This is a genomic window from Streptomyces sp. Ag82_O1-12, assembly GCF_900182715.1.
GTDB lineage: Bacteria > Actinomycetota > Actinomycetes > Streptomycetales > Streptomycetaceae > Streptomyces > Streptomyces massasporeus.
In genome coordinates, this window is sequence record NZ_FXUW01000001.1 from 7,962,206 (window position 1) to 7,980,451 (window position 18,246).

Below are 18,246 nucleotides of genomic sequence, written 5' to 3' on the forward strand. Positions count from 1 at the left end.
GTCAGTTGAGTTCCAGCGTAGTCCGTGGGCGCCCGGCGTGGACCGGTAACCCCGCTGCCGCCTCCCCGGGCCGGGTCGAGGCACAAATCCGGCCGAAGCCGTCCGTGAGGCAGAAGGGAGCTTCCGCACCCTTGACGGCCGTGTGTGACACCTCGACAGAATCTGTTTGTTCACGATCAGTTGTGAGTACTTCTGGGCCCTGATGAGGGAGAGCTGTCATGTCGGTCAGTCGCAGATCGGTCCTGCTCGCCTCCGCCGCCGCACCCGCGGCCGGGACGCTGCTCGGCGCCCCGGAGGCGTGGGCCGCCGAGCAGGCGCGTGGCGCGTCCGGCCGCCGGACCGTCCCACTGCGCGACGGCTGGCGCTTCGCGCTGGTGAACCCGGGTGGCATCACCGACCCGACCGGCGCCTACGCCGACGCCCACCTTCCCGGTTACGACGACTCCGGATGGCGCGAGACCGCCGTTCCGCACGACTGGAGCATCGAGCAGACCCCCACCACCGAGCACGGCACCACCAGCGGCACCGGTTTCCTCCCCGGCGGCCTCGGCTGGTACCGCCTGGCCTTCACCCTGCCGGCCGCCCTCGCCGGCAAGCGTGTCTCGGTGGAGTTCGACGGCGTGTACATGGACTCCACCGTGTACTGCAACGGCAAGGAGGCCGGCCGCCACCCCTACGGCTACACCGGCTTCGCCCTCGACCTCACCGACCTGGTGCACACCGACGGCGCCACCGAGAACGTGATCGCCGTCGAGGTCCGCAACCGGCTCCCCAGCAGCCGCTGGTACTCCGGCAGCGGCATCTACCGCGAGGCCCGCCTGGTGATCACCGAGCAGGTGCACGTGGCCCGCTGGGGCACCCGCGTCACCACGCCCGAGATCTCCGCCGAGCGTGCCGTCGTACGGGTCGGCACCTCCGTCGTCAACGCCTCCGGCGCGGGCGCGGACGTCGAGGTCGTCTCCCGGATCGTCGACGGCACGGGCCGGACGGTCGCCCGCACCTCCTCCACCGCGGCCGTCACCGCCGAGCACACAGAGACCCATGAACTGACGGTACGGCGCCCGGAGTTGTGGGGCTTCGAGACACCGCACCGCTACACCCTGCACACCGAGCTGCGCGTCGGCGGCCGCACCACCGACACCCACCGCACCGTCTTCGGCTTTCGCACCTTCCGCTTCGACCCGGACGAGGGCTTCTTCCTGAACGGCACCCGCCACAAGATCAAGGGCGTCGACCTCCACCACGACCTGGGCGCGCTCGGCGCCGCCGTCAGCGTCGACGCCGTCCGCAGGCAGCTGGAGATCATGCGGTCCATGGGCGTCAACGCCCTGCGCACCTCCCACAACCCGCCCGCACCCGAGGTGATCCAGGTCTGCGAGGAGCTCGGCATCGTCATGCTGGTGGAGGCGTTCGACTGCTGGCGCACCGGCAAGAACCCGTACGACTACGGCCGCTTCTTCGACGAGTGGTGCGAGAAGGACGCCACCGAGATGGTGCTGGCGGCCCGCAACTCACCCGCCGTGCTGAGCTGGTCCATCGGCAACGAGGTCCCCGACTCCACCTCCACCGCCGGCCTTGCCATGGCCGACCGGATCATCGGGGCGATCAGAGCCGCCGACGACACCCGCCCGCTGGTCATCGGCTCCGACAAGTACCGCCGCCTGCCCGCCAAGGGCTCCGCTGCCGACCTGATGCTGGCCAAGCTGGACGGCCTCGGCCTCAACTACAACACCGCCAAGTCGGTCGACCAGCTGCACGCGGCCTACCCGCACCTGTTCCTCTTCGAGTCGGAGTCCTCCTCGGAGACCTCCACCCGCGGCGCCTACCAGGAGCCCGAGCACCTCAACACCGGCGAGAACCACACCCCGGGCAGACGCGCGACCTCCTCCTACGACAACAACCTCGCCTCCTGGACCATGAGCGGCGAGTACGGCCACAAGAAGGACCGGGACCGGAAGTGGTTCGCCGGGCAGTTCCTCTGGTCCGGCATCGACTACATCGGCGAACCCACCCCCTACGACGTCTTCCCGGTCAAGGCGTCCTTCTTCGGCGCGGTCGACACGGCCGGCTTCCCGAAGGACATGTACCACCTCTTCCGGAGCCAGTGGACCAGCGAACCGATGGTCCACCTGCTGCCGATGACCTGGAATCACGACAAGGGCGACACGGTCGAGGTCTGGGCGTACGCGAACGTCGACACCGTCGAGCTGTACCTCAACGGCACGTCCCTGGGCGTACGGCGGTTCGACACCAAGAAGACCGCCGACGGCCGCACCTACCTGGAGACCACCGAGGCGACCGGCGACGACAAGACCTTCACCGACGGCCCCTACCCCGGCAGCTACACCAGCCCGAACGGCAGCGCCGGCAAGCTCCACCTGACCTGGAAGGTGCCCTTCGAACCCGGAGAGCTGAAGGCCGTCGCCCGGCGGGGCGGCAAGGTGGTCGCCACCGACGTGCTGCGCACCGCCGGAGCACCCCACGCGATACGCCTGACCGCCGACCGCCCCTCCCTCGCCGCGGACGGCCGCTCCCTGGTCTTCGTGACCGCCGAGGTCGTCGACCGGCGCGGGGTGGTGGTGCCCGACGCGGAGCACCTGCTGTCCTTCGAGGTGGCGGGCGGCTCCCTCGCGGGGCTCGACAACGGCCGGCAGGAGAGCGCCGAGCGCTACCAGGCGAGCACCCGGACCGCCTTCCACGGCAAGGCCCTCGCCATCGTCCGGTCCGGCACGAAGGCGGGTGCGGTGAGGGTGACCGCCCGCGCCGAGGGGCTGCGCGCGGGCACGGCGACCGTACGGGCCACCCGCGCGCAGGACCGGGCCGAGACGGCCCCGACGGCCTTCGGGCCGGAGCACCCGGCCCCCGTCGACCACCCGCGCGCGGACGCGAGCTACTCCGGCCGTCCGGACACCCTGCCCGCCGCCATGCTCGACGGCGACCCGGCCACCGGCTGGTCCAACGGCTTCTTCAAGCAGGCCACGCCCCTGCTGCCGGCCTTCGACGGGGCGCGGACCGAGGACTGGGTCCGCGTCGACCACGGGCGCACCCGAGGCTACGACCGGGTGGAGGTCTCCTTCACCGTGGACGCCACGCACAGCCTGCCCGCGGCGATCGAGGTGGCGGTCTGGGACGGCCGCGCGTGGCAGACCGCGCGGGACACAGAGATCGGCTGGGCCACCGCCTCCGACGCCCCCACCGTGATCACCTTCAAGGCCCTGCGAGGCTCCCGGATCCGGCTCACCCTGACGAGCCGCCACCCCGGCGAGGCGCGTGGCGCGATCCGCATCAGCCGACTGGACGCCCCGGCAGCCTGAGTCCCGGGCACCACGGTCCGGACGGGTGGTGAACAGCCATTCCCGTCCGGACCGTTGACGGGGCGTCACATCAGCCACAACCATGGCCTGGATCCGCATCTGGGAGCGCTCCCACGCAGAGCGCCGCCCGCACCTCCCGGAGGAGCCCAGACGTGAAACGACGCAGAACCGCCCTGCTGTCCCTGACGGCCCTGCTGGCGACCGCGCTCACCGCGCTGCCGTCCTCGCCGGCCGGGGCCGACGAGGTCGAGCAGGTCAGGAACGGCACCTTCGACACCGCGACCGACCCCTGGTGGACGACCAGCAACGTCACCGCGGGCCTGTCCGACGGCCGGCTCTGTGCCGACGTCCCCGGCGGCACCGCCAACCGCTGGGACGCCGCCGTCGGGCAGAACGACATCACCCTCGTGAAGGGCGAGTCGTACCGCTTCTCGTTCAGCGCGACCGGGACACCCGCCGGGCACGTGGTGCGGGCGATCGTGGGTCTGTCGGTGTCGCCGTACGACACCTACCACGAGGTGACGCCGCAGCTCAGCGTCTCCGGTGACCGCTACTCCTACACCTTCACCTCGCCCGTCGACACCGCGCAGGGCCAGGTCGGCTTCCAGCTCGGCGGCAGCGCGGACGCCTGGCGCTTCTGCATGGACGACGTCTCGCTGCTCGGCGGAGTGGCGCCGGAGCCGTACGAACCCGACACCGGTCCCCGGGTGCGCGTCAATCAGGTCGGCTATCTCCCGGCCGGCCCGAAGAACGCCACCCTGGTCACCGACGCCACGGCCGGGCTGCCCTGGCAGCTGAAGAACTCCGGCGGGACGGTCGTCGCCAAGGGCACGACCCTGCCGCGCGGGGTCGACGCCTCCTCCGGACAGAACGTCCACTCGATCGACTTCGGCGCCTACCGCGCCAAGGGCACGGGTTTCACGCTCGTCGCCGACGGCGAGACCAGCAGGCCCTTCGACATCGGCGCGAGCGCCTACGAACGGCTCCGGCTGGACTCGGCGAAGTACTACTACACGCAGCGCAGCGGCCTCGCGATCCGCGACGACCTGCGGCCCGGCTACGGCCGCCCGGCCGGTCACGTGGGCGTGGCCCCCAACAAGGGCGACACCGCCGTGCCCTGTCAGCCCGGCGTGTGCGACTACACCCTCGACGTCAGCGGCGGCTGGTACGACGCCGGCGACCACGGCAAGTACGTCGTCAACGGCGGCATCTCCACCTGGGAACTGCTGAGCACCTACGAACGCGCCCGCACGGCCCGCACCGGACGGGCGGACAAGCTCGGTGACGGCACACTCGCCATCCCGGAGAGCGGCAACAAGGTGCCCGACATCCTCGACGAGGCCCGCTGGGAGCTGGAGTTCCTACTGAGGATGCAGGTGCCCGACGGCAAGCCGCTGGCCGGCATGGCCCACCACAAGATGCACGACGAGCAGTGGACCGGCCTGCCCCTGCTGCCCAGCGACGACCCGCAGAAGCGTGAGCTGCACCCGCCCTCCACCGCCGCCACTCTCAACCTGGCCGCCACGGCCGCACAGGCCGCCCGCCTGTACCGCTCCTACGACAAGCCGTTCGCCGCCAAGGCACTGGCCGCCGCACGCAAGGCCTGGTCGGCGGCGCTCGCCCACCCCGACCGTCTCGCCTCCGAGAGCGACGGCATCGGCGGCGGCGCCTACGCCGACAGCGACGTCACCGACGACTTCTACTGGGCGGCGGCCGAGCTGTACCTCTCCACCGGGGAGAAGCGGTTCGAGGAGTACGTCCTGAAGTCCCCGGTCCACACGGCCGACCTCTTCAAGCCCGTCGGATTCGACTGGGCCCGCACGGGCGCGGCGGGCCGGCTGGACCTCGCCACGGTGCCGAGCAGGCTGCCGGGCCGGGACAAGGTGCGCCAGTCCGTCGTCAAGGGCGCCGACCGCTACCTGGCCACCCTCAAGGCCCACCCCTACGGCATGCCGTACGCACCGGACGGCAACACCTACGACTGGGGCTCCAGCCACCAGGTCCTCAACAACGCGGTCGTCCTCGCCACCGCGTACGACCTCACCGGCGCCGCCAAGTACCGGGACGGCGCGCTGCAGAGCATGGACTACATCCTGGGCCGCAACGCGCTGAACATCTCCTACGTCACCGGCTACGGCGAGGTCAGCGCGCAGAACCAGCACAGCCGCTGGTACGCCCACCAGCTGGATCCGGCTCAGCCCAGCCCGCCGAAGGGCACCCTCGCGGGCGGGCCGAACTCGAGCATCCAGGACCCCTACGCACAGAGCAAACTGCAGGGCTGTGTCGGCCAGTTCTGCTACATCGACGACATCCAGTCCTGGTCGACCAACGAGCACACGATCAACTGGAACGCCGCCCTGACCCGTATGGCCTCCTTCGTGGCGGACCAGGGGTAGGAACCGGACAGCGCCGCCGCCCGCGTGCCGGGGGAGTCCGCCGACAGGACGCCCCCGGCACGCGCGCGTAGCCTGGTGACATGCCAGCGGTGCGGGTCGACGGCATCGAGGTCGCCTACGACCGGGTGGGCCAGGGCCCGCCCCTCGTGCTCGCGCACGGCGCCACGGCGGACGCCCGGCTGTTCCGCCCCCAGTCCGAGGACCTGGCCGACGAGTTCACCGTCGTCGCCTGGGACGAACCGGGCGCCGGTCGCTCCTCCGACGTACCGCCCTCCTTCACCCTGGCCGACTACGCCCGCTGCCTGGCGGCCGTCGTCGAGGACGTGGATCTGGGACCGGCCCATGTCCTCGGCGCCTCCTGGGGCGGGACCGTCGTGCTGGAGCTCTACCGGCACCACGCCGAGCTCGTGCGGACCCTGCTCCTGGTCGACACCTACGCGGGCTGGAAGGGCTCACTGCCCGCGGCGGAGGTGCGCTCCCGGGCCGAAGGGGCAGAGCGCATGCTCGCGGTCCCGTCCGAGGCGTTCGCGCCGACCATGCCGGGACTGTTCGCCGGGCGGCCCCCCGCCGAAGCCGTCCGGCTGCTGTCCCTGATGTCGGCCGACACCCGCGCCCAGAGCATGCGGACCGAGCTCGCCGTCATGGTCGAGGCCGACCTGCGGGATCTGCTGCCGAAGATCGAGGCGCCGACACTCCTGCTGTGGGGGGAGCTCGACGCCCGCTCACCCGTGGATCCCGTCGCCCACCAGTTCCTCGAAGCGATCCCGCGGGCCACGCTCGTCGTGCTCCCCGGCATCGGGCACCTCAGCAACATCGAGGCACCCGAGCCGTTCAACCGGACCGTCCGGGAGTTCTGCCGCGCTCACTCCTGACCGGCGCCCCACCGGTCGCCCTGCGCCGCGGGCAGGTGGGCGAGCTTGTCGGGGTTGGCGACCACGTAGATGCCGCGCACCCGGTCGCCCTCCGGGGTGAGGTCCAGGACCAGGACCGCGAACGGCGCGTCGCCGTCGAACAGCACCGCCGCCTCGTCGCCGTTGACGCGGCGGTAGCGCCAGACCGGGTGGTCCGGGCCGCCGCGCCCGGCGGTGAGCAGACGGGCCACCTTGTCCCGGCCGTGCACCGGGCGCAGGCTCGCCCGCCGGCGCTTGCCGCCCGCGTCCGTCCACGCCGTGACGTCCGGTGCGAGCACCTCCATCAGCTCGGCGATGTCGCCGCCGAGCGCGGCCCGCACGAACCGCTCGGTCGCCTCCCGCCGCACCCGCGGATGCGCCTCGTACCGCGGCCGCCGCGCGTGCACGTGCTCCCGGGCCCGGTGCGCCAACTGCCGTACGGCGGCGGGGGAGCGGTCGATGATCTCCGCGATCTCGGCATGCGGGTAGCCGAACACCTCACCCAGCACGAACACGGCCCGTTCCAGCGGTGTCAGCGACTCCAGGACCACCAGCATGGCCAGCGACACGGACTCGGAACGCAGGGCCGGGTCCTCGGCGGTCCCGGTGTCCGCGCCGACCAGGGGCTCGGGCAGCCACGGGCCGACGTACGTCTCCCGGCGGCGGCTGATCACGGCGCGGCGGCGCAGTGCGTGGTTGACCGCCACCCGGACGAGATAGGCGCGCGGGTTGTCGACGCCGGACAGGGGGGCGCCCCCGCCGCGTGCCGTCCAGGACAGCCATGTCTCCTGCAGCACGTCCTCGGTGTCGGCGACGCTGCCGAGCATGTTGTAGACCACGCCGAACAGCAGCTCGCGATGGTCGACGAACACCCCGGTCGCCGCGTCGAGCGGGGCGTCGGTGCCGGTTACGGAGATCTCGGTCATGGGTGTGCCTCCCGTGGATGCGCTCATCACTGCGAGCCGGACAGCCCGCCGATTTGTGACATCGCACGGCTCGATGTGACCCACGTCTCAGGCGGCTCTTCTCTCCGGTACCTTTGGGCACCCTCCCTGAGCTGGGGATATTTACCAGTCAGTACCCGAGCGGTACCGTGAAGGCATGCCAGCTCTCAACGTGGAGTTCAGCGACCGCGAACTTGAGGACCTGCGGCAGATCGCCAAGGAGCGCGGTACGTCCATGAAGGCCCTCGTGCGCGAGGCGGCCGCGGCCGACATAGCCCGCCACCGGGCATTGCAGGAGGGTGCGGAGGCCTTCCGCCGGTTCTTCGCCACGCACGCCGACGAGTTCGCCGCCGCGTTCCCCGACGACGAACCGCCCGCCAAGGGCGAAGGGCGGGCTGCCTGACCCATGGCACCCGTGATCCATATCGACGTGCCCTGGCTGCTTCAGCGCCATGAGGAGGTCCTGCCGGACCAGCCCACCGTCAACGACTTCTCCGCGCTGGTCGCCGCCGTCGCCCGGCACCGCGTCGACCCGCCGCGCCTCGGGGTGAACTCCGACCCGGCCTGGCGGGCCGCCGCGCTGCTGCACACCATCACGGTGCTCCGACCGCTGCCCTCGGCCAACGCCCGCTTCGCCTGCGCGACCGCCGTGGCGTACATGTTCGTCAGCGGTGTCGGTATCGACCCGCCCTACGGCGCCCTCGTCGACCTCGCCCGTGACCTGTTGTCCGGCGCCACCGACGTCTACGGCGCGGCGGACCGGTTGCGCTCCTGGCAGATCTGAGGGTCCGGAGCCGGCGCCCGATTCACACAGGCCGCAGGGAAATGTCGAAAACGGGTGCGATCTGCGCGTATCCGTTCCCCGTTTCTGACTTTCTGTCAATGGCGGGGATGTTGTCCGGGCGCCTTGTTGGCCGTGTAGGGGTTGTGCAAGAGTGAAACGCGCGTGCGGGGGGAATGGCCGGGTGTCGCACGTGATTTGCGGACCACGTCCGATTCGCCGTCGGTGAATTCGCACCTCCCGCGCCCCGCCAAAAAGGTACGCACCAACCGGGCCTCCTTTTCGGTGGCAGGACTTCTGTGTGTGTCACATGCGTGGGAAGGAACCATCTCAGTGCCCACCCCCCACCCCCCTCGTCCTCCGTATCCCCCGCCCGGCGGGGATCCCGGGGAATCCGATGAATCACTCGCCGCCCCGCTGAGAGGCAGACCGGAGGGCGAGGTCGCCGCCCATTCCGTCGCGCTGCTGATGGCACGGCACTACCAGCCGGTGCACGACTACGCGGTCATCTGCCTCGCCTCGTCGGCGCAGGTGGCCGCCATGGTGACCGGAACCGCCTTCCACCGGACCCTCAACCGCCTCGCCTTCGGCGAGACCGCCGTCGCGCTGCGGCCCGCCCTTCTGGTGACCGTGCGCGACACGATCCGCGAGTGGTCCGGCGACGATCGAATATCGGCCGTTCTGCCCGCGTTGCAGAAACCGGCCGGAGGACGCGGGCTGCGCGCCGCGACGTCCATGACGCCCGAAAATCGCATCCTCGCGGAGCGGGCATTCCAGGCACTTCCCGCGGCCTCGCGTTGTTTGCTGTGGCATGTCGAGGTCGAGGCAGATCCTTTTAGCGTCCCGGCCGGACTGCTGGGCTTGGACACCGACATCGCGTCGGCGGCCCTCGAACAGGCGCGGGACAAATTCCGTGAAGGCTGCGTACGTGCCCATCGCGAACTCGCGCCGACCCACGATTGCCGGTTCTACAACCGCCTCCTCGACGTCCCGATCCGCCGGGGCGGCGCACTGCTGCCGGACGTCCAGCAGCATCTGGACGAGTGCCGCTACTGCCGGGACGCGGCGGAGCAGCTGAGCCATTTCGAAGGCCCGCTGGGGCCGCTGGTCGCCGAGGCGGTGCTCGGCTGGGGCGCCCGCCGCTACCTCGACTCACGCCCGGGGCGCGCGTCGCACGGTACGCGGGGTGCCCGGGCGGGCCGGCGCGGCGGCGGACGGCGGGGCGGCGGGCGGCACGGGCTGCTGTCCCGGCTCCCCGTGCCCGCCCGGGTGCCGGAGGCGATGCGGTCGTCGCGGGCACTGCTCTCGGGCGTCGGCGCGGTCTCGGCCGGGGTGCTGGCGACGGTGCTGATCATCAGCGCGTCGTCTCACGGCGGCGGCGAGGCCGACCCGGCCGGCTCCAACAGCGCCACCGGCGGCAAGGGCTCCGCATCGGTGACGCCACCTGGCACCGCCGGGCTTCCCATGGCCCAGGGCGTGACCCGGCTGCGCAACACCGGTGCCGACCTGTGCCTCGACATCCGGGACCTGCCGAAGGAGGGCGCGGGCATCAAGCTGGCCCCGTGCTCGACGGTGTGGACCCAGCAGTGGACGTACGAGGACGACGGGCTCCTGCGCAGCGTCGCCGATCCCGGCCTGTGTCTGGACTCCCACAAGGACGCCGGTGTCGTCGTCCTCGGTACCTGCGCCGACGAGGATGCCGAGCGGGGCGACGACGTGCGCTACGACCTCACCGTGCAGGGGGAGTTGCTGCCCCGCTGGGACGAGCAGCTCGCCCTCGCCCCGGCCGACGACGACCCGGGCGCCGACGTCGTCGTCAAGGTCCGCGACCGCTCCTCCGAGGACCAGCGCTGGCAGTCGGAGTCCCTGCCGACGACGGAGGGCTCCCTGTCGATAGAGGAGCAGGACGACCCGGCGGCCCGCCAGGTGACGGACACCGACGGCCCGACCACGTGACGCGGGGCACCGGGGCCTGACCGGGGGTTGCGCGGCCGGCGCGCCGCGCGGCCCGCCCGTCAGGCCGGATGCTCGACGAGGTCGGCCGGGCCGACGGTGTCCGGTGTCGCATGCCCCGAGAGGGCCAGCGTGAGGTCGAGTTCGGCGAGCAGGCAGCGGATGACGTGTTCGACGCCGGACTGCCCGTCGAGGCCGAGGCCGTAGACGTACGGGCGGCCGACGAGGACCGCGCGGGCGCCGAGGGCGAGGGCCTTGACGATGTCGTCGCCGGTGCGGACGCCGCTGTCGAAGAGGACGGTGAGCCGGTCGCCCACCGCCTCCGCCACGCGGGCAAGCGCGTCGGCCGCAGCGACGGCGCCGGCCACCTGCCGGCCGCCGTGGTTGGAGACGACCACGCCGTCCATGCCGGCCTCGGCCGCCAGTCGGGCGTCGTCCGGGTGCAGGACACCCTTGAGGACGATCGGGCCGTCCCAGTTCTCCCGCAGGAACGCCAGGTCCGGCCAGCTCTTGGCCGGGTCGGAGAACATCCCGACGAAGTGCGTCACGGCCGCGTTCGGATCCTCGTGCACCGGCTTGGCCAGACCTGCCTGGAACGCCGGGTCCGAGAAGTAGTTGGCCGTGCCGACCCCGTGCAGGAACGGCAGGTACGCCTGGTCGAGATCGCGCGGCCGCCACGACAGCAGCGGCGTGTCCAGGGTGACCACCAGGGCCGTGAACCCGGCCGCCTTCGCCCGGTTCAGGAAACTGCGGGCCACCTCCGGGTCCTTCGGCCAGTACAGCTGGAACCAGCGCTCGGCGTCACCCATCGCCTCGGCGACCTGCTCCATGGGCGTGCTGGACGCGGACGACAGGATGTACGGCACGCCCTGTGCGGCGGCGGCCCGGGCCGCGGCGGACTCGGCGTCCGGGTGCATGATCGACAGCACGCCGACCGGGGCCAGCGCGAGGGGGGCCGCAAGGGTGCGGCCCAGGACCTCGACGGACAGATCCCGGTCGTGCACGTCGCGCAGCATGCGCGGCACGATCCTGCGGCGCTCCAGGGCCGCCCGGTTGGCGCGGGCCTCACTGCCGTCGCCCGCGCTGCCCGCCACGTACCCGACCGGGCCGGGTCCCAGCCGCTGCTCGGTGAGCTCCTCCAGCCGGGTCAGATCGGTGGGCAGCCGCGGAACGGCACCCGTCATCCCGTTCAGATAGATCTCGTACTGGAAGTCCGCCCAGTGCCTGCCCACGTGCGCCCCGCCTCTCGTCGTCTCCTCGTCGAGACCGTGCCGTGGGCGACGATACCGAGCGGTATGCGCTCCGGTGGATCAGGGGCGGGCCGCCGCCTCCCGCAGCACACGGGCCAGTGCGCTCGGCTGCGAGAACATCGGCCAGTGGCCGGTGTTCAGCTCCACCAGCTCCCAGCTGTCGCTCCCGAGCAGCGCGGCCACCGCCGGCATCGGCTCGTCCCCGTCGAGGAGGCACTTCACATACGTCGCCGGCAGCTCGCCCAGAGGGCGCTCGAGGACGGCCGGTTCGGTGAGCGTGACACCCGGGTGCGGGGTCGCTCCCACGATCCGGGCGATCTGCTCGTCCGTCAGCCCCTGCCCCGCGTAGTCCTCGGGGCCGAGCGGAGGCCAGTACCCGCCCCGCGCGTCGATCGTCCGCCGGACGTGCTCGCTGGGCCAGCCCGACAGGAACGACTCCCCGTCCACGGGCACGTTCGCGTCGACGAACACCACGCGCCGCAGCCGGTCGCCGATCCGCTCGGCGGCCTGCCCGGCCGGGACGCCCGCGTAGCTGTGCCCGACCAGGACGACGTCCCGCAGACCGAGCCGCTCCACCTCCTCCACGATGTCCCGGACATGCGTCTGCTGCCCGGCCGGAAGTGTGTCCCGTCTTTCGGCGAGGCCCGACAGCGTCAGCGCATGGACGTCATGCCCGGCGCCGCGCAGCTCCGCGGCCACCTCGTCCCATGCCCACGCCCCGAGCCATGCCCCCGCCACCAGTACGAAGTCGGTCATGCGGGCAACGTAGCCGAGGGGTCCGACAACGGGTCACTCCTCGTCCGCGTGCGGGGCGGGGTCCGGCTCGGAGTCCGGGCCCTGGGCCCGGACGCGCTGCACGTGTTCCAGGGACTCGCGCAACTCGGCGAGCCAGTCGTCCGTATGACGCTGGACCAGGCGCACGCACCAGGCCAGCGCGTCGCTGCGGCTGCGCGCGACGCCGCCGGCGATCAGGGTGTCGAGCACCTGGCGCTCCGGCTGGCGCAGCCGCGTCATGACCGGCGCGGCCACGTGCGTGAAGAGGGTGCGCCGCCCGCCGCACTCCACGCCCCAGGACACCTTCCGCCCGAACCGGTGCTCGGCATCCCGGGCCACGGCCACGCGGTCCTCGCGGGTGCGCTCCCGGAATTCCTGCACCCGGCTCTCCAGGGCCGCCTCCCGTTCGGTGGCCGGGGCGTCCTCGGCCAGTCTGGGGGCGGGGACGCGGCCGATGACGGTGATCTCCTCGCGGTCGACCGTGATCTCGGTCAGCTCCTCGAAGAGGTCGTCGGGCAGGCGACCGGCGAACCAGCCGCGGAGCTTCTCTCTCTGCTCATTCGTAATCATGTAATGACGATTACGCGGCCAGCCCATGAACACAAGGGGTCGCAAAGCAGTCGGCCGAGAGCGGAATCGGAATGTTTCAGGCCTATTAACGAACGCACGGGAATCGGCCATCTGGCCGCTTCATGACCCCGGAGACCGCGCAGTTACGGGCTTCACCGGCGCGCGTTCCGTAACTTCGCGCCACTGATTCAATACGCAAGGTTACTGAAACCCGTGGGGTCGATGTGTGTTTCCGCGGCGGACTCGGCAGACTCGCGCTCGCCGCTCCGGGCACCGACCGAGCACGGACCGGCACACCCCGTAATCGAAGCGGAAGGATGCACACAATGCGGAACACCGCGCGCTGGGCCATGATCCTCGGCATGACGGCCACCGCCGTCTGCGGACCCCTCACCGGGGCCGCGCTCGCCTCCCCGGGTCAGGCCCCCACCGCGCTCTACGCCCCGTCGGCCCTCGTTCTCACGGTGGGCCACGGCGAGAGCGCGATCGCAGCGACTCCGGAACGCGCGGTCACCCTGACCTGTGCCCCGACGGCGGCCGGCACGCACCCGGCGGCCGGCTCGGCCTGCGCGGAACTGCGCGGCGTCGGCGGGGACTTCGACGCCCTGACCGCGAGAGACGGAGTGATGTGCACCAAGCAGTACGACCCGGTGGTCGTCACCGTGGACGGCGTCTGGCAGGGCAAGCGCGTCTCCTACGAGCGCACCTTCTCCAACGACTGCATGAAGAACGCCTACGGGACGGGAGTCTTCTCCTTCTGAGAGGGCTGGACCCACAGACCGGGATCGCGCTGAATCCGTGAAGCGCAGCGGGCCGTGGCTGGGGAGCCGGGCCGTTGTCACCGGAAGTCGCGATCTCGTGCGAGGGGGCCGGCGGGCGGAGTGGGGCCGCCCGCCGGCCTCTGGGCGTTACCGCGTCCGGGGCCTCACGCCCGGTCGCGGTGGCTCGTGTCGCACCACGGGTAGCGCCGGCTGCGGCGGCAGGTGCACAGGGCGACGCGGAACCGGTCGGAGCTGACGACGGAACCGTCCTCGAGCTCCACTTCCACCGGGCCCTCCATCAGCAGTGGGCCCTTGCGCTGGACGGTGACGCGGCGCGGTGCGGCGGGCCGGTCAGACGGGGAGTTCGGCACGGACGACCACCAGCTCTTCCTTGTCCTCGGCGGCGGGCAGCAGCCCCCGCTCCCGCAGCCAGCGTTCCCGGCCGCGCAGCACGGGCCCGAGCGCGATCCGGCGCCGACGGGTCACCGCGGCCTTCAGGCCGGCCGCGCGCAACTGTCCGACGGTCAGGTCCGGGCCGCTGAGCGCCGACTGGACGAGCAGCAGCACCCCGCCGGGCCGCAGCAGACCGGGCGCCTCCCGGCAGATGCGGTCGACGACCATCCGCCCGTCGCCGCCCGCGTCCCAGGCCCGGGCCGCACCCCGAGGCGGCCTGCGATGACCGTCCGGCGCCGGCACGTACGGCGGGTTGGCCAGGATCAGATCGAACGTTTCTCCGTGTACCGGTTCGAAAAGATTTCCGTGCCGGATGTGGACCGGGAGCCTCGCGAGCCGGGCGTTCAGCCGCGCGGCCCACACGGCGCTCCAGGACACGTCCACGGCGGTCACACGGCTGCCCCGGCGCGCGGCCTCCAGGGCCAGGGCGCCGCTGCCGGTGCCCACGTCGAGGACTTCCGCGCCCGGGGGCAGGTGCTCGTCGTACAGGGCACCGGCCAGCAGCTCGGTGTCCTCCTGCGGGGCGTACACGCCCGGGGGTACCAGTGCAATCACGGACGCCGAGTACCCCGGCAATCAGGAGATATGAGCTGTTTCCCGGTCGAGCGGTGTACACAGGGACGAACGTGACGAACGCCAGTCGGTGAGCAGCCGGGCGCCGAAGCGCTCCTCGACGAACTCGGTGGCGTCGATGCCGAAGGCGACGTCCGGGGCGAGCTGCGGCTCCTGCTCCAGCAGTCCGCCGATGACGTCGCGGCGCACCACCTGCTCGTGGACCGCGTCGGCTTCGACGTGCTCGTCGTAGAAGTGCTCGGCCGCGGGCCCGGCACCCGTGCGGCGCATCGCCTCGGCGAGCCGCCGCGACCCCGGCGACGAGGTGATCTCGACCGTCGCGAAGTGCCCGACCAGGGCGCCCCTGAGGGCCCGGTGCAGGCCGAACAGGGACATCATGTTCACGGTGACCAGGGCCTCGGCGGACGCGGCGTCGAGATAGCGGCCGTAGGCGGTGTCCAGGCCCAGATCCGTCATCAGGTCGGCGAACAGGGCCGCGTGCACGCGTTCCGCCCGGCCGCCGCCCCACTCGTCGAACTCCACCGCGGCCATCCCCGCCTTCGCCCGGCCCCACAGCCGGGGCAGCACCCAGGCGTGCGGATCCGCCTCCTTGAGGTGGTACAGGGAGCGCTGGGCCGCGTACTCGCGCACCTGCCACAGTTCGCCCTCGGCGCGCAGGAAGTGGGTCACGCCGGTGCCCTCGACGGGCTCGACCAGCAGGCCGGCCAGTGCCTCGTCCACGCTCTCGTGGACGTGCGCGTCGGTGCGCAGCGCGGACAGGAAGCGCTCCTCCATGGCCGCGCGGGTGCGCAACAGGTCGGGATCCCACTCACGCTCGGGAGGGACCTCCGCGAAGCCGCGGTAGTGCAGCTCATAGCACAGGTACAGGGCGAGCTGGAGGTCGTCGCCGTACACCTCGGCGCGGGCGACCTCCTCGAGGCGGGGCAGGCGGCCCGCGCCTCGCAGATACGCGTCGACACCCCTGCTCAGCGGGCCGCGCGGGGTCGGCAGTCGTGGTCCTTCGTGCTCCATGCGCGCCGGGTACCCGCCCGGCGACCGGGCACCCCTCGCGTGCCACCATCACGTGATCACTGAGATCACGGGCGGCCTGGAGGACATCGGCCGCACGATCCCCGGCCGGGCGTGGACGTACGGGACCAGGGGCCCAGGCCCGGGCCGGGCTTCCTCGACGCCGGGCAGGGCCGCGACTGGTCCCGCTCGACCGGCCGGACCATGGCGGCGGATCTGCCGGGTGTGGCGCGGGCCCTGGCGGCGCGACCGCCCGGGTCGCCGCCCCCAGTAGCCCGGCCCGGTCCTCCTCAGTCCCCCTCGGACTCCTCCTGCGCACGCGGGTTGGGGGTGATGGCCTCCCCGGCCTCGCCCCGGTGGCGGCGCTGCTCCGCGGAGTCGCGGGTGCGGTTCTCGGCGTCCTCGACCTCGCGCAGCACCTCCTCGAGCGCCGTCTCGGGCGGCTTGCCGTGCTGGTCGTTGCCGTGATCCTTGTGCTGGGACACGGGGCTCTCCTTCCTGTTCCTGTGTTCGGTACGGCCCGTCACGGGCACGGGTGGTCAGCCGGAGGTGGCGGCGATCCGCAGCGGCACCGGGTCGGGAGGAGCGGCCTCCTCGCTGCGGCGGGCGACCTCCCCCCACCAGGAGGGGCCGTCCTCGATGTGGCGCAGCAGCACACCCTCGCGGATCGCCCAGGGGCAGACCGTGACGGCCTTGATGCCGGTCAGCTTCAGCGCGGTGTGCCCGACCACCGCTCCCGCCAGGCTCTGTGCGGCGCGCGGGGCGGAGATGCCGGGCAGGTGCGCGCGTTCGGCCGCGGGCAGGGCGGCCAGCCGGGTGATCGCCTCCCGCAGTTCGGAGCGGTGCATCTGCCGGTCCACGAAGGGGCCGTGGCGTCCGGGTGCGGCGCCGCACAGCCGCCCCAGCTGCTGGAAGGTCCGGGAGGTGGCGACCGCGGTGCGCGGGCCCTCCCAGCGGATCCGCGCCGCGACGTCCCGCAGCTGATGGCGGACCTGGCGGCGCAGCGCCCGCATCCGCTCCGGCGACGGCGGGTCCTCGTCCTCGAAGAACTCGTGCGTCAACCGCCGCGCGCCCAGCGGCAGCGACGCCACGAAGTCGGGCAACCGGCCGCGCCCGAAGGCGACTTCGAGGGTGCCGCCGCCGATGTCGAGCAGGGCGAGCGGACCCGACCGCCAGCCCATCCAACGCCGCGCCCCGAGAAACGTCAGTTCGGCCTCGACCTCTCCCGGCAGGGTGCACAGGTCGACGCCCGTCCGGGCACGGACGGTGCGCAGCACCTCGTGCCGGTTCGGCGCGTTGCGCACCACGGCGGTCGCGAACGCCAGCGGACCGGCCGCACCCCACCGGGCGGCGGTCCTGCTCGCCTCGGCCACCGCGTCGACGAGTTGCCCCACGGCCTGCTCCGGGACGAGTCCCCCCGGTGTGATCTGCTCGGACAGCCTCAGCCGCCACTTGGCGGTGTGCACGGGCAGCGGCACTCCGTCCGCCGCGTCCGCGACCACAAGTCTGACCGCGTTCGATCCCACATCCACCACGCTGATACGCATGGGCGGTGGGTACCCACTTACGGGGCCGGCCAACAGGCCACACGCGCGGCAGCGGCGAGGACGCGCCGCCGTCGGGCCATGAGCGGGGGAGTGGCGGCCCGGCACCGGCTTCCTATATTCCTTGACGCGCATATAACGACCGAGGCATATTGGGGTCATGTCCGACGCCGCCCTCTGGACCGCGCTCGCCGATCCCCACCGGCGGGCCATCGTCGCGCTGCTCCTGGAGCGGCCCCGGTCCGTCGGTGAGATCGTCGAGGCGTGCGGACTGAGCCAGCCGAGCACCTCCAAGCACCTCAAGGTGCTGCGCGAGGCGGGCCTGGTCCGGGTGCGGCAGGACGCGCAACGCCGTGTCCACTCCCTCGACCCCACCCCGATCGCCGCCCTGGACGCCTGGCTCGCCCCCTACCGCGCGCTCTGGAACAAGAGCCTCGACACGCTGGGCCGCCGCCTCGACGAGACGCCGCACGCCCCCGAACCACCCCACCGAAGGACTGATCCGCCATGACCGCCGACCTCACCGGCACCTATCTGACCCTGGACGACGGCCGCCCCGCCGTCCGTTTCAGCCGCGTCTACGCCCACCCCGTGGACCGCGTCTGGCAGTTCGTCACCGACGCGGACGAACTGGAGCGCTGGTTCCCCTCCCGCGCCGAGATCGAACTGCGCCCCGGCGGCACCGTCAGGTTCAGCGGCGACCCGCACATGGAGAACTCCACCGGCCGGGTCCTCACCGTCGACCCGCCCCGGCACCTGGCGTTCGAGTGGGGCGGGGACGAACTCCGCTTCGACCTGGAGGAAACCGGCGAGAAGAGCACCCGCTTCACGCTCACCAACGTCCTCGACGCCCAGGACAGCGCCGCCCGCAACGGCGCCGGCTGGGAGGTGTGCCTGGCCGCCCTGGACGCCAGGGCGCGCGGCGAGGAGACCGCCGGTCCGCACGCCGGGGCCGACGCGCCCTGGAAGGAGCTCTACGCCGCCTACGTCGCGGCGGGGATGCCCTCCGGCGCGCCGGTGCCCGGACTGGACTGA

At 72.3% G+C, this 18,246-nt stretch carries 18 protein-coding genes; 9 read left to right on the plus strand and 9 right to left on the minus strand.

Annotated features, from left to right (window positions below; genetic code table 11):
* The first annotated feature begins 218 nt into the window (after window positions 1-218).
* The 3 genes from QOL88_RS36265 (at window position 219) to QOL88_RS36275 (ending at window position 6,582) form a co-directional block, all read left to right on the plus strand.
* On the plus strand, window positions 219-3,314 hold the full coding sequence (locus QOL88_RS36265) for a glycoside hydrolase family 2 TIM barrel-domain containing protein (protein WP_097222444.1): 3,096 nt from the start codon (window positions 219-221) through the stop codon (window positions 3,312-3,314).
* Between the two features lie 152 nt (window positions 3,315-3,466).
* Window positions 3,467-5,710 (plus strand): glycoside hydrolase family 9 protein, encoded by a 2,244-nt coding sequence (locus QOL88_RS36270; RefSeq protein ID WP_097222445.1) that lies wholly within the window; start codon window positions 3,467-3,469, stop codon window positions 5,708-5,710.
* 80 nt (window positions 5,711-5,790) lie between these two features.
* The gene (locus tag QOL88_RS36275; RefSeq protein ID WP_097222446.1) at window positions 5,791-6,582 is read left to right on the plus strand and encodes an alpha/beta fold hydrolase; all 792 of its coding nucleotides are present in this window, start codon (window positions 5,791-5,793) and stop codon (window positions 6,580-6,582) included.
* On the opposite strand, the gene QOL88_RS36280 is transcribed toward QOL88_RS36275, so the two are convergent.
* Entirely contained in the window at window positions 6,573-7,526 is a 954-nt protein-coding gene (locus QOL88_RS36280; protein WP_097222447.1) for a sigma-70 family RNA polymerase sigma factor, read from the minus strand. The genes QOL88_RS36275 and QOL88_RS36280 overlap by 10 nt on opposite strands.
* Window positions 7,527-7,701: 175 nt before the next feature.
* Between QOL88_RS36280 and QOL88_RS36285 the strand changes: the two genes are divergently transcribed.
* The 3 genes from QOL88_RS36285 (at window position 7,702) to QOL88_RS36295 (ending at window position 10,281) form a co-directional block, all read left to right on the plus strand.
* Window positions 7,702-7,947: a hypothetical protein gene (locus QOL88_RS36285; RefSeq protein WP_030845137.1), complete on the plus strand. Its 246-nt coding sequence runs from the start codon at window positions 7,702-7,704 to the stop codon at window positions 7,945-7,947.
* Window positions 7,948-7,950: 3 nt separating this feature from the next.
* Window positions 7,951-8,328, plus strand: coding sequence for a toxin Doc (locus QOL88_RS36290; protein ID WP_097222448.1), 378 nt, complete (start codon window positions 7,951-7,953; stop codon window positions 8,326-8,328).
* A 330-nt stretch (window positions 8,329-8,658) separates the two neighbouring features.
* Window positions 8,659-10,281 carry an RICIN domain-containing protein gene (locus QOL88_RS36295; protein ID WP_097222449.1) on the plus strand — a complete coding sequence of 541 codons (1,623 nt, stop codon included), beginning with the start codon at window positions 8,659-8,661 and terminating at the stop codon, window positions 10,279-10,281.
* A 59-nt stretch (window positions 10,282-10,340) separates the two neighbouring features.
* Here the strand turns inward: QOL88_RS36295 and QOL88_RS36300 are convergent, their stop codons facing one another.
* The 3 genes from QOL88_RS36300 to abmR form a co-directional block, all read right to left on the minus strand.
* Window positions 10,341-11,510, minus strand: a complete 1,170-nt coding sequence (locus tag QOL88_RS36300) for a lactate 2-monooxygenase (protein ID WP_097222450.1) — start codon at window positions 11,508-11,510, stop codon at window positions 10,341-10,343.
* 78 nt (window positions 11,511-11,588) lie between these two features.
* Window positions 11,589-12,284, minus strand: a complete 696-nt coding sequence (locus QOL88_RS36305; RefSeq protein WP_097222451.1) for an alpha/beta fold hydrolase — start codon at window positions 12,282-12,284, stop codon at window positions 11,589-11,591.
* A gap of 33 nt (window positions 12,285-12,317) precedes the next feature.
* Complete coding sequence (abmR, locus tag QOL88_RS36310; RefSeq protein WP_097222452.1) at window positions 12,318-12,872, minus strand: ATP-binding transcription factor AbmR; 555 nt, start codon at window positions 12,870-12,872, stop codon at window positions 12,318-12,320.
* A gap of 326 nt (window positions 12,873-13,198) precedes the next feature.
* Here abmR and QOL88_RS36315 point away from each other — a divergent pair, with 326 nt between their 5' ends.
* Window positions 13,199-13,633, plus strand: a complete 435-nt coding sequence (locus QOL88_RS36315; protein ID WP_097222453.1) for a protease inhibitor — start codon at window positions 13,199-13,201, stop codon at window positions 13,631-13,633.
* Between the two features lie 164 nt (window positions 13,634-13,797).
* Here QOL88_RS36315 and QOL88_RS36320 read toward each other — a convergent pair whose 3' ends face one another.
* The 5 genes from QOL88_RS36320 to QOL88_RS36340 all read right to left on the minus strand — a co-directional run bounded on the left by QOL88_RS36320 (window position 13,798) and on the right by QOL88_RS36340 (window position 17,214).
* A complete protein-coding gene (locus tag QOL88_RS36320; RefSeq protein WP_030845123.1) occupies window positions 13,798-14,004 on the minus strand; it encodes a CDGSH iron-sulfur domain-containing protein in 207 nt (68 codons plus the stop codon).
* Entirely contained in the window at window positions 13,985-14,641 is a 657-nt protein-coding gene (locus QOL88_RS36325; RefSeq protein ID WP_257027989.1) for a HemK2/MTQ2 family protein methyltransferase, read from the minus strand. The genes QOL88_RS36320 and QOL88_RS36325 overlap by 20 nt, the downstream gene beginning before the upstream one ends.
* A gap of 21 nt (window positions 14,642-14,662) precedes the next feature.
* Complete coding sequence (locus QOL88_RS36330; RefSeq protein WP_097222455.1) at window positions 14,663-15,670, minus strand: iron-containing redox enzyme family protein; 1,008 nt, start codon at window positions 15,668-15,670, stop codon at window positions 14,663-14,665.
* A 287-nt stretch (window positions 15,671-15,957) separates the two neighbouring features.
* Window positions 15,958-16,152, minus strand: coding sequence for a hypothetical protein (locus QOL88_RS36335; RefSeq protein WP_097222456.1), 195 nt, complete (start codon window positions 16,150-16,152; stop codon window positions 15,958-15,960).
* 54 nt (window positions 16,153-16,206) lie between these two features.
* Window positions 16,207-17,214 carry a Ppx/GppA family phosphatase gene (locus QOL88_RS36340; protein WP_097222457.1) on the minus strand — a complete coding sequence of 336 codons (1,008 nt, stop codon included), beginning with the start codon at window positions 17,212-17,214 and terminating at the stop codon, window positions 16,207-16,209.
* A gap of 157 nt (window positions 17,215-17,371) precedes the next feature.
* Here QOL88_RS36340 and QOL88_RS36345 point away from each other — a divergent pair, with 157 nt between their 5' ends.
* Window positions 17,372-17,722 carry an ArsR/SmtB family transcription factor gene (locus QOL88_RS36345; RefSeq protein ID WP_097222458.1) on the plus strand — a complete coding sequence of 117 codons (351 nt, stop codon included), beginning with the start codon at window positions 17,372-17,374 and terminating at the stop codon, window positions 17,720-17,722.
* Window positions 17,719-18,246: an SRPBCC family protein gene (locus tag QOL88_RS36350; RefSeq protein WP_097222459.1), complete on the plus strand. Its 528-nt coding sequence runs from the start codon at window positions 17,719-17,721 to the stop codon at window positions 18,244-18,246. The genes QOL88_RS36345 and QOL88_RS36350 overlap by 4 nt, the downstream gene beginning before the upstream one ends.

Coding starts and splice junctions, on each gene's coding strand:
- QOL88_RS36265 (WP_097222444.1), top strand. CDS start 219: ATGTCGGTCAGTCGCAGATCGGTCCTGCTCGCCTCCGCCGCCGCACCC.
- QOL88_RS36315 (WP_097222453.1), top strand. CDS start 13,199: ATGCGGAACACCGCGCGCTGGGCCATGATCCTCGGCATGACGGCCACC.
- abmR (WP_097222452.1), bottom strand. CDS start 12,872: ATGATTACGAATGAGCAGAGAGAGAAGCTCCGCGGCTGGTTCGCCGGT.
- QOL88_RS36290 (WP_097222448.1), top strand. CDS start 7,951: ATGGCACCCGTGATCCATATCGACGTGCCCTGGCTGCTTCAGCGCCAT.
- QOL88_RS36340 (WP_097222457.1), bottom strand. CDS start 17,214: ATGCGTATCAGCGTGGTGGATGTGGGATCGAACGCGGTCAGACTTGTG.
- QOL88_RS36280 (WP_097222447.1), bottom strand. CDS start 7,526: ATGACCGAGATCTCCGTAACCGGCACCGACGCCCCGCTCGACGCGGCG.
- QOL88_RS36345 (WP_097222458.1), top strand. CDS start 17,372: ATGTCCGACGCCGCCCTCTGGACCGCGCTCGCCGATCCCCACCGGCGG.
- QOL88_RS36285 (WP_030845137.1), top strand. CDS start 7,702: ATGCCAGCTCTCAACGTGGAGTTCAGCGACCGCGAACTTGAGGACCTG.
- QOL88_RS36330 (WP_097222455.1), bottom strand. CDS start 15,670: ATGGAGCACGAAGGACCACGACTGCCGACCCCGCGCGGCCCGCTGAGC.
- QOL88_RS36275 (WP_097222446.1), top strand. CDS start 5,791: ATGCCAGCGGTGCGGGTCGACGGCATCGAGGTCGCCTACGACCGGGTG.
- QOL88_RS36350 (WP_097222459.1), top strand. CDS start 17,719: ATGACCGCCGACCTCACCGGCACCTATCTGACCCTGGACGACGGCCGC.
- QOL88_RS36305 (WP_097222451.1), bottom strand. CDS start 12,284: ATGACCGACTTCGTACTGGTGGCGGGGGCATGGCTCGGGGCGTGGGCA.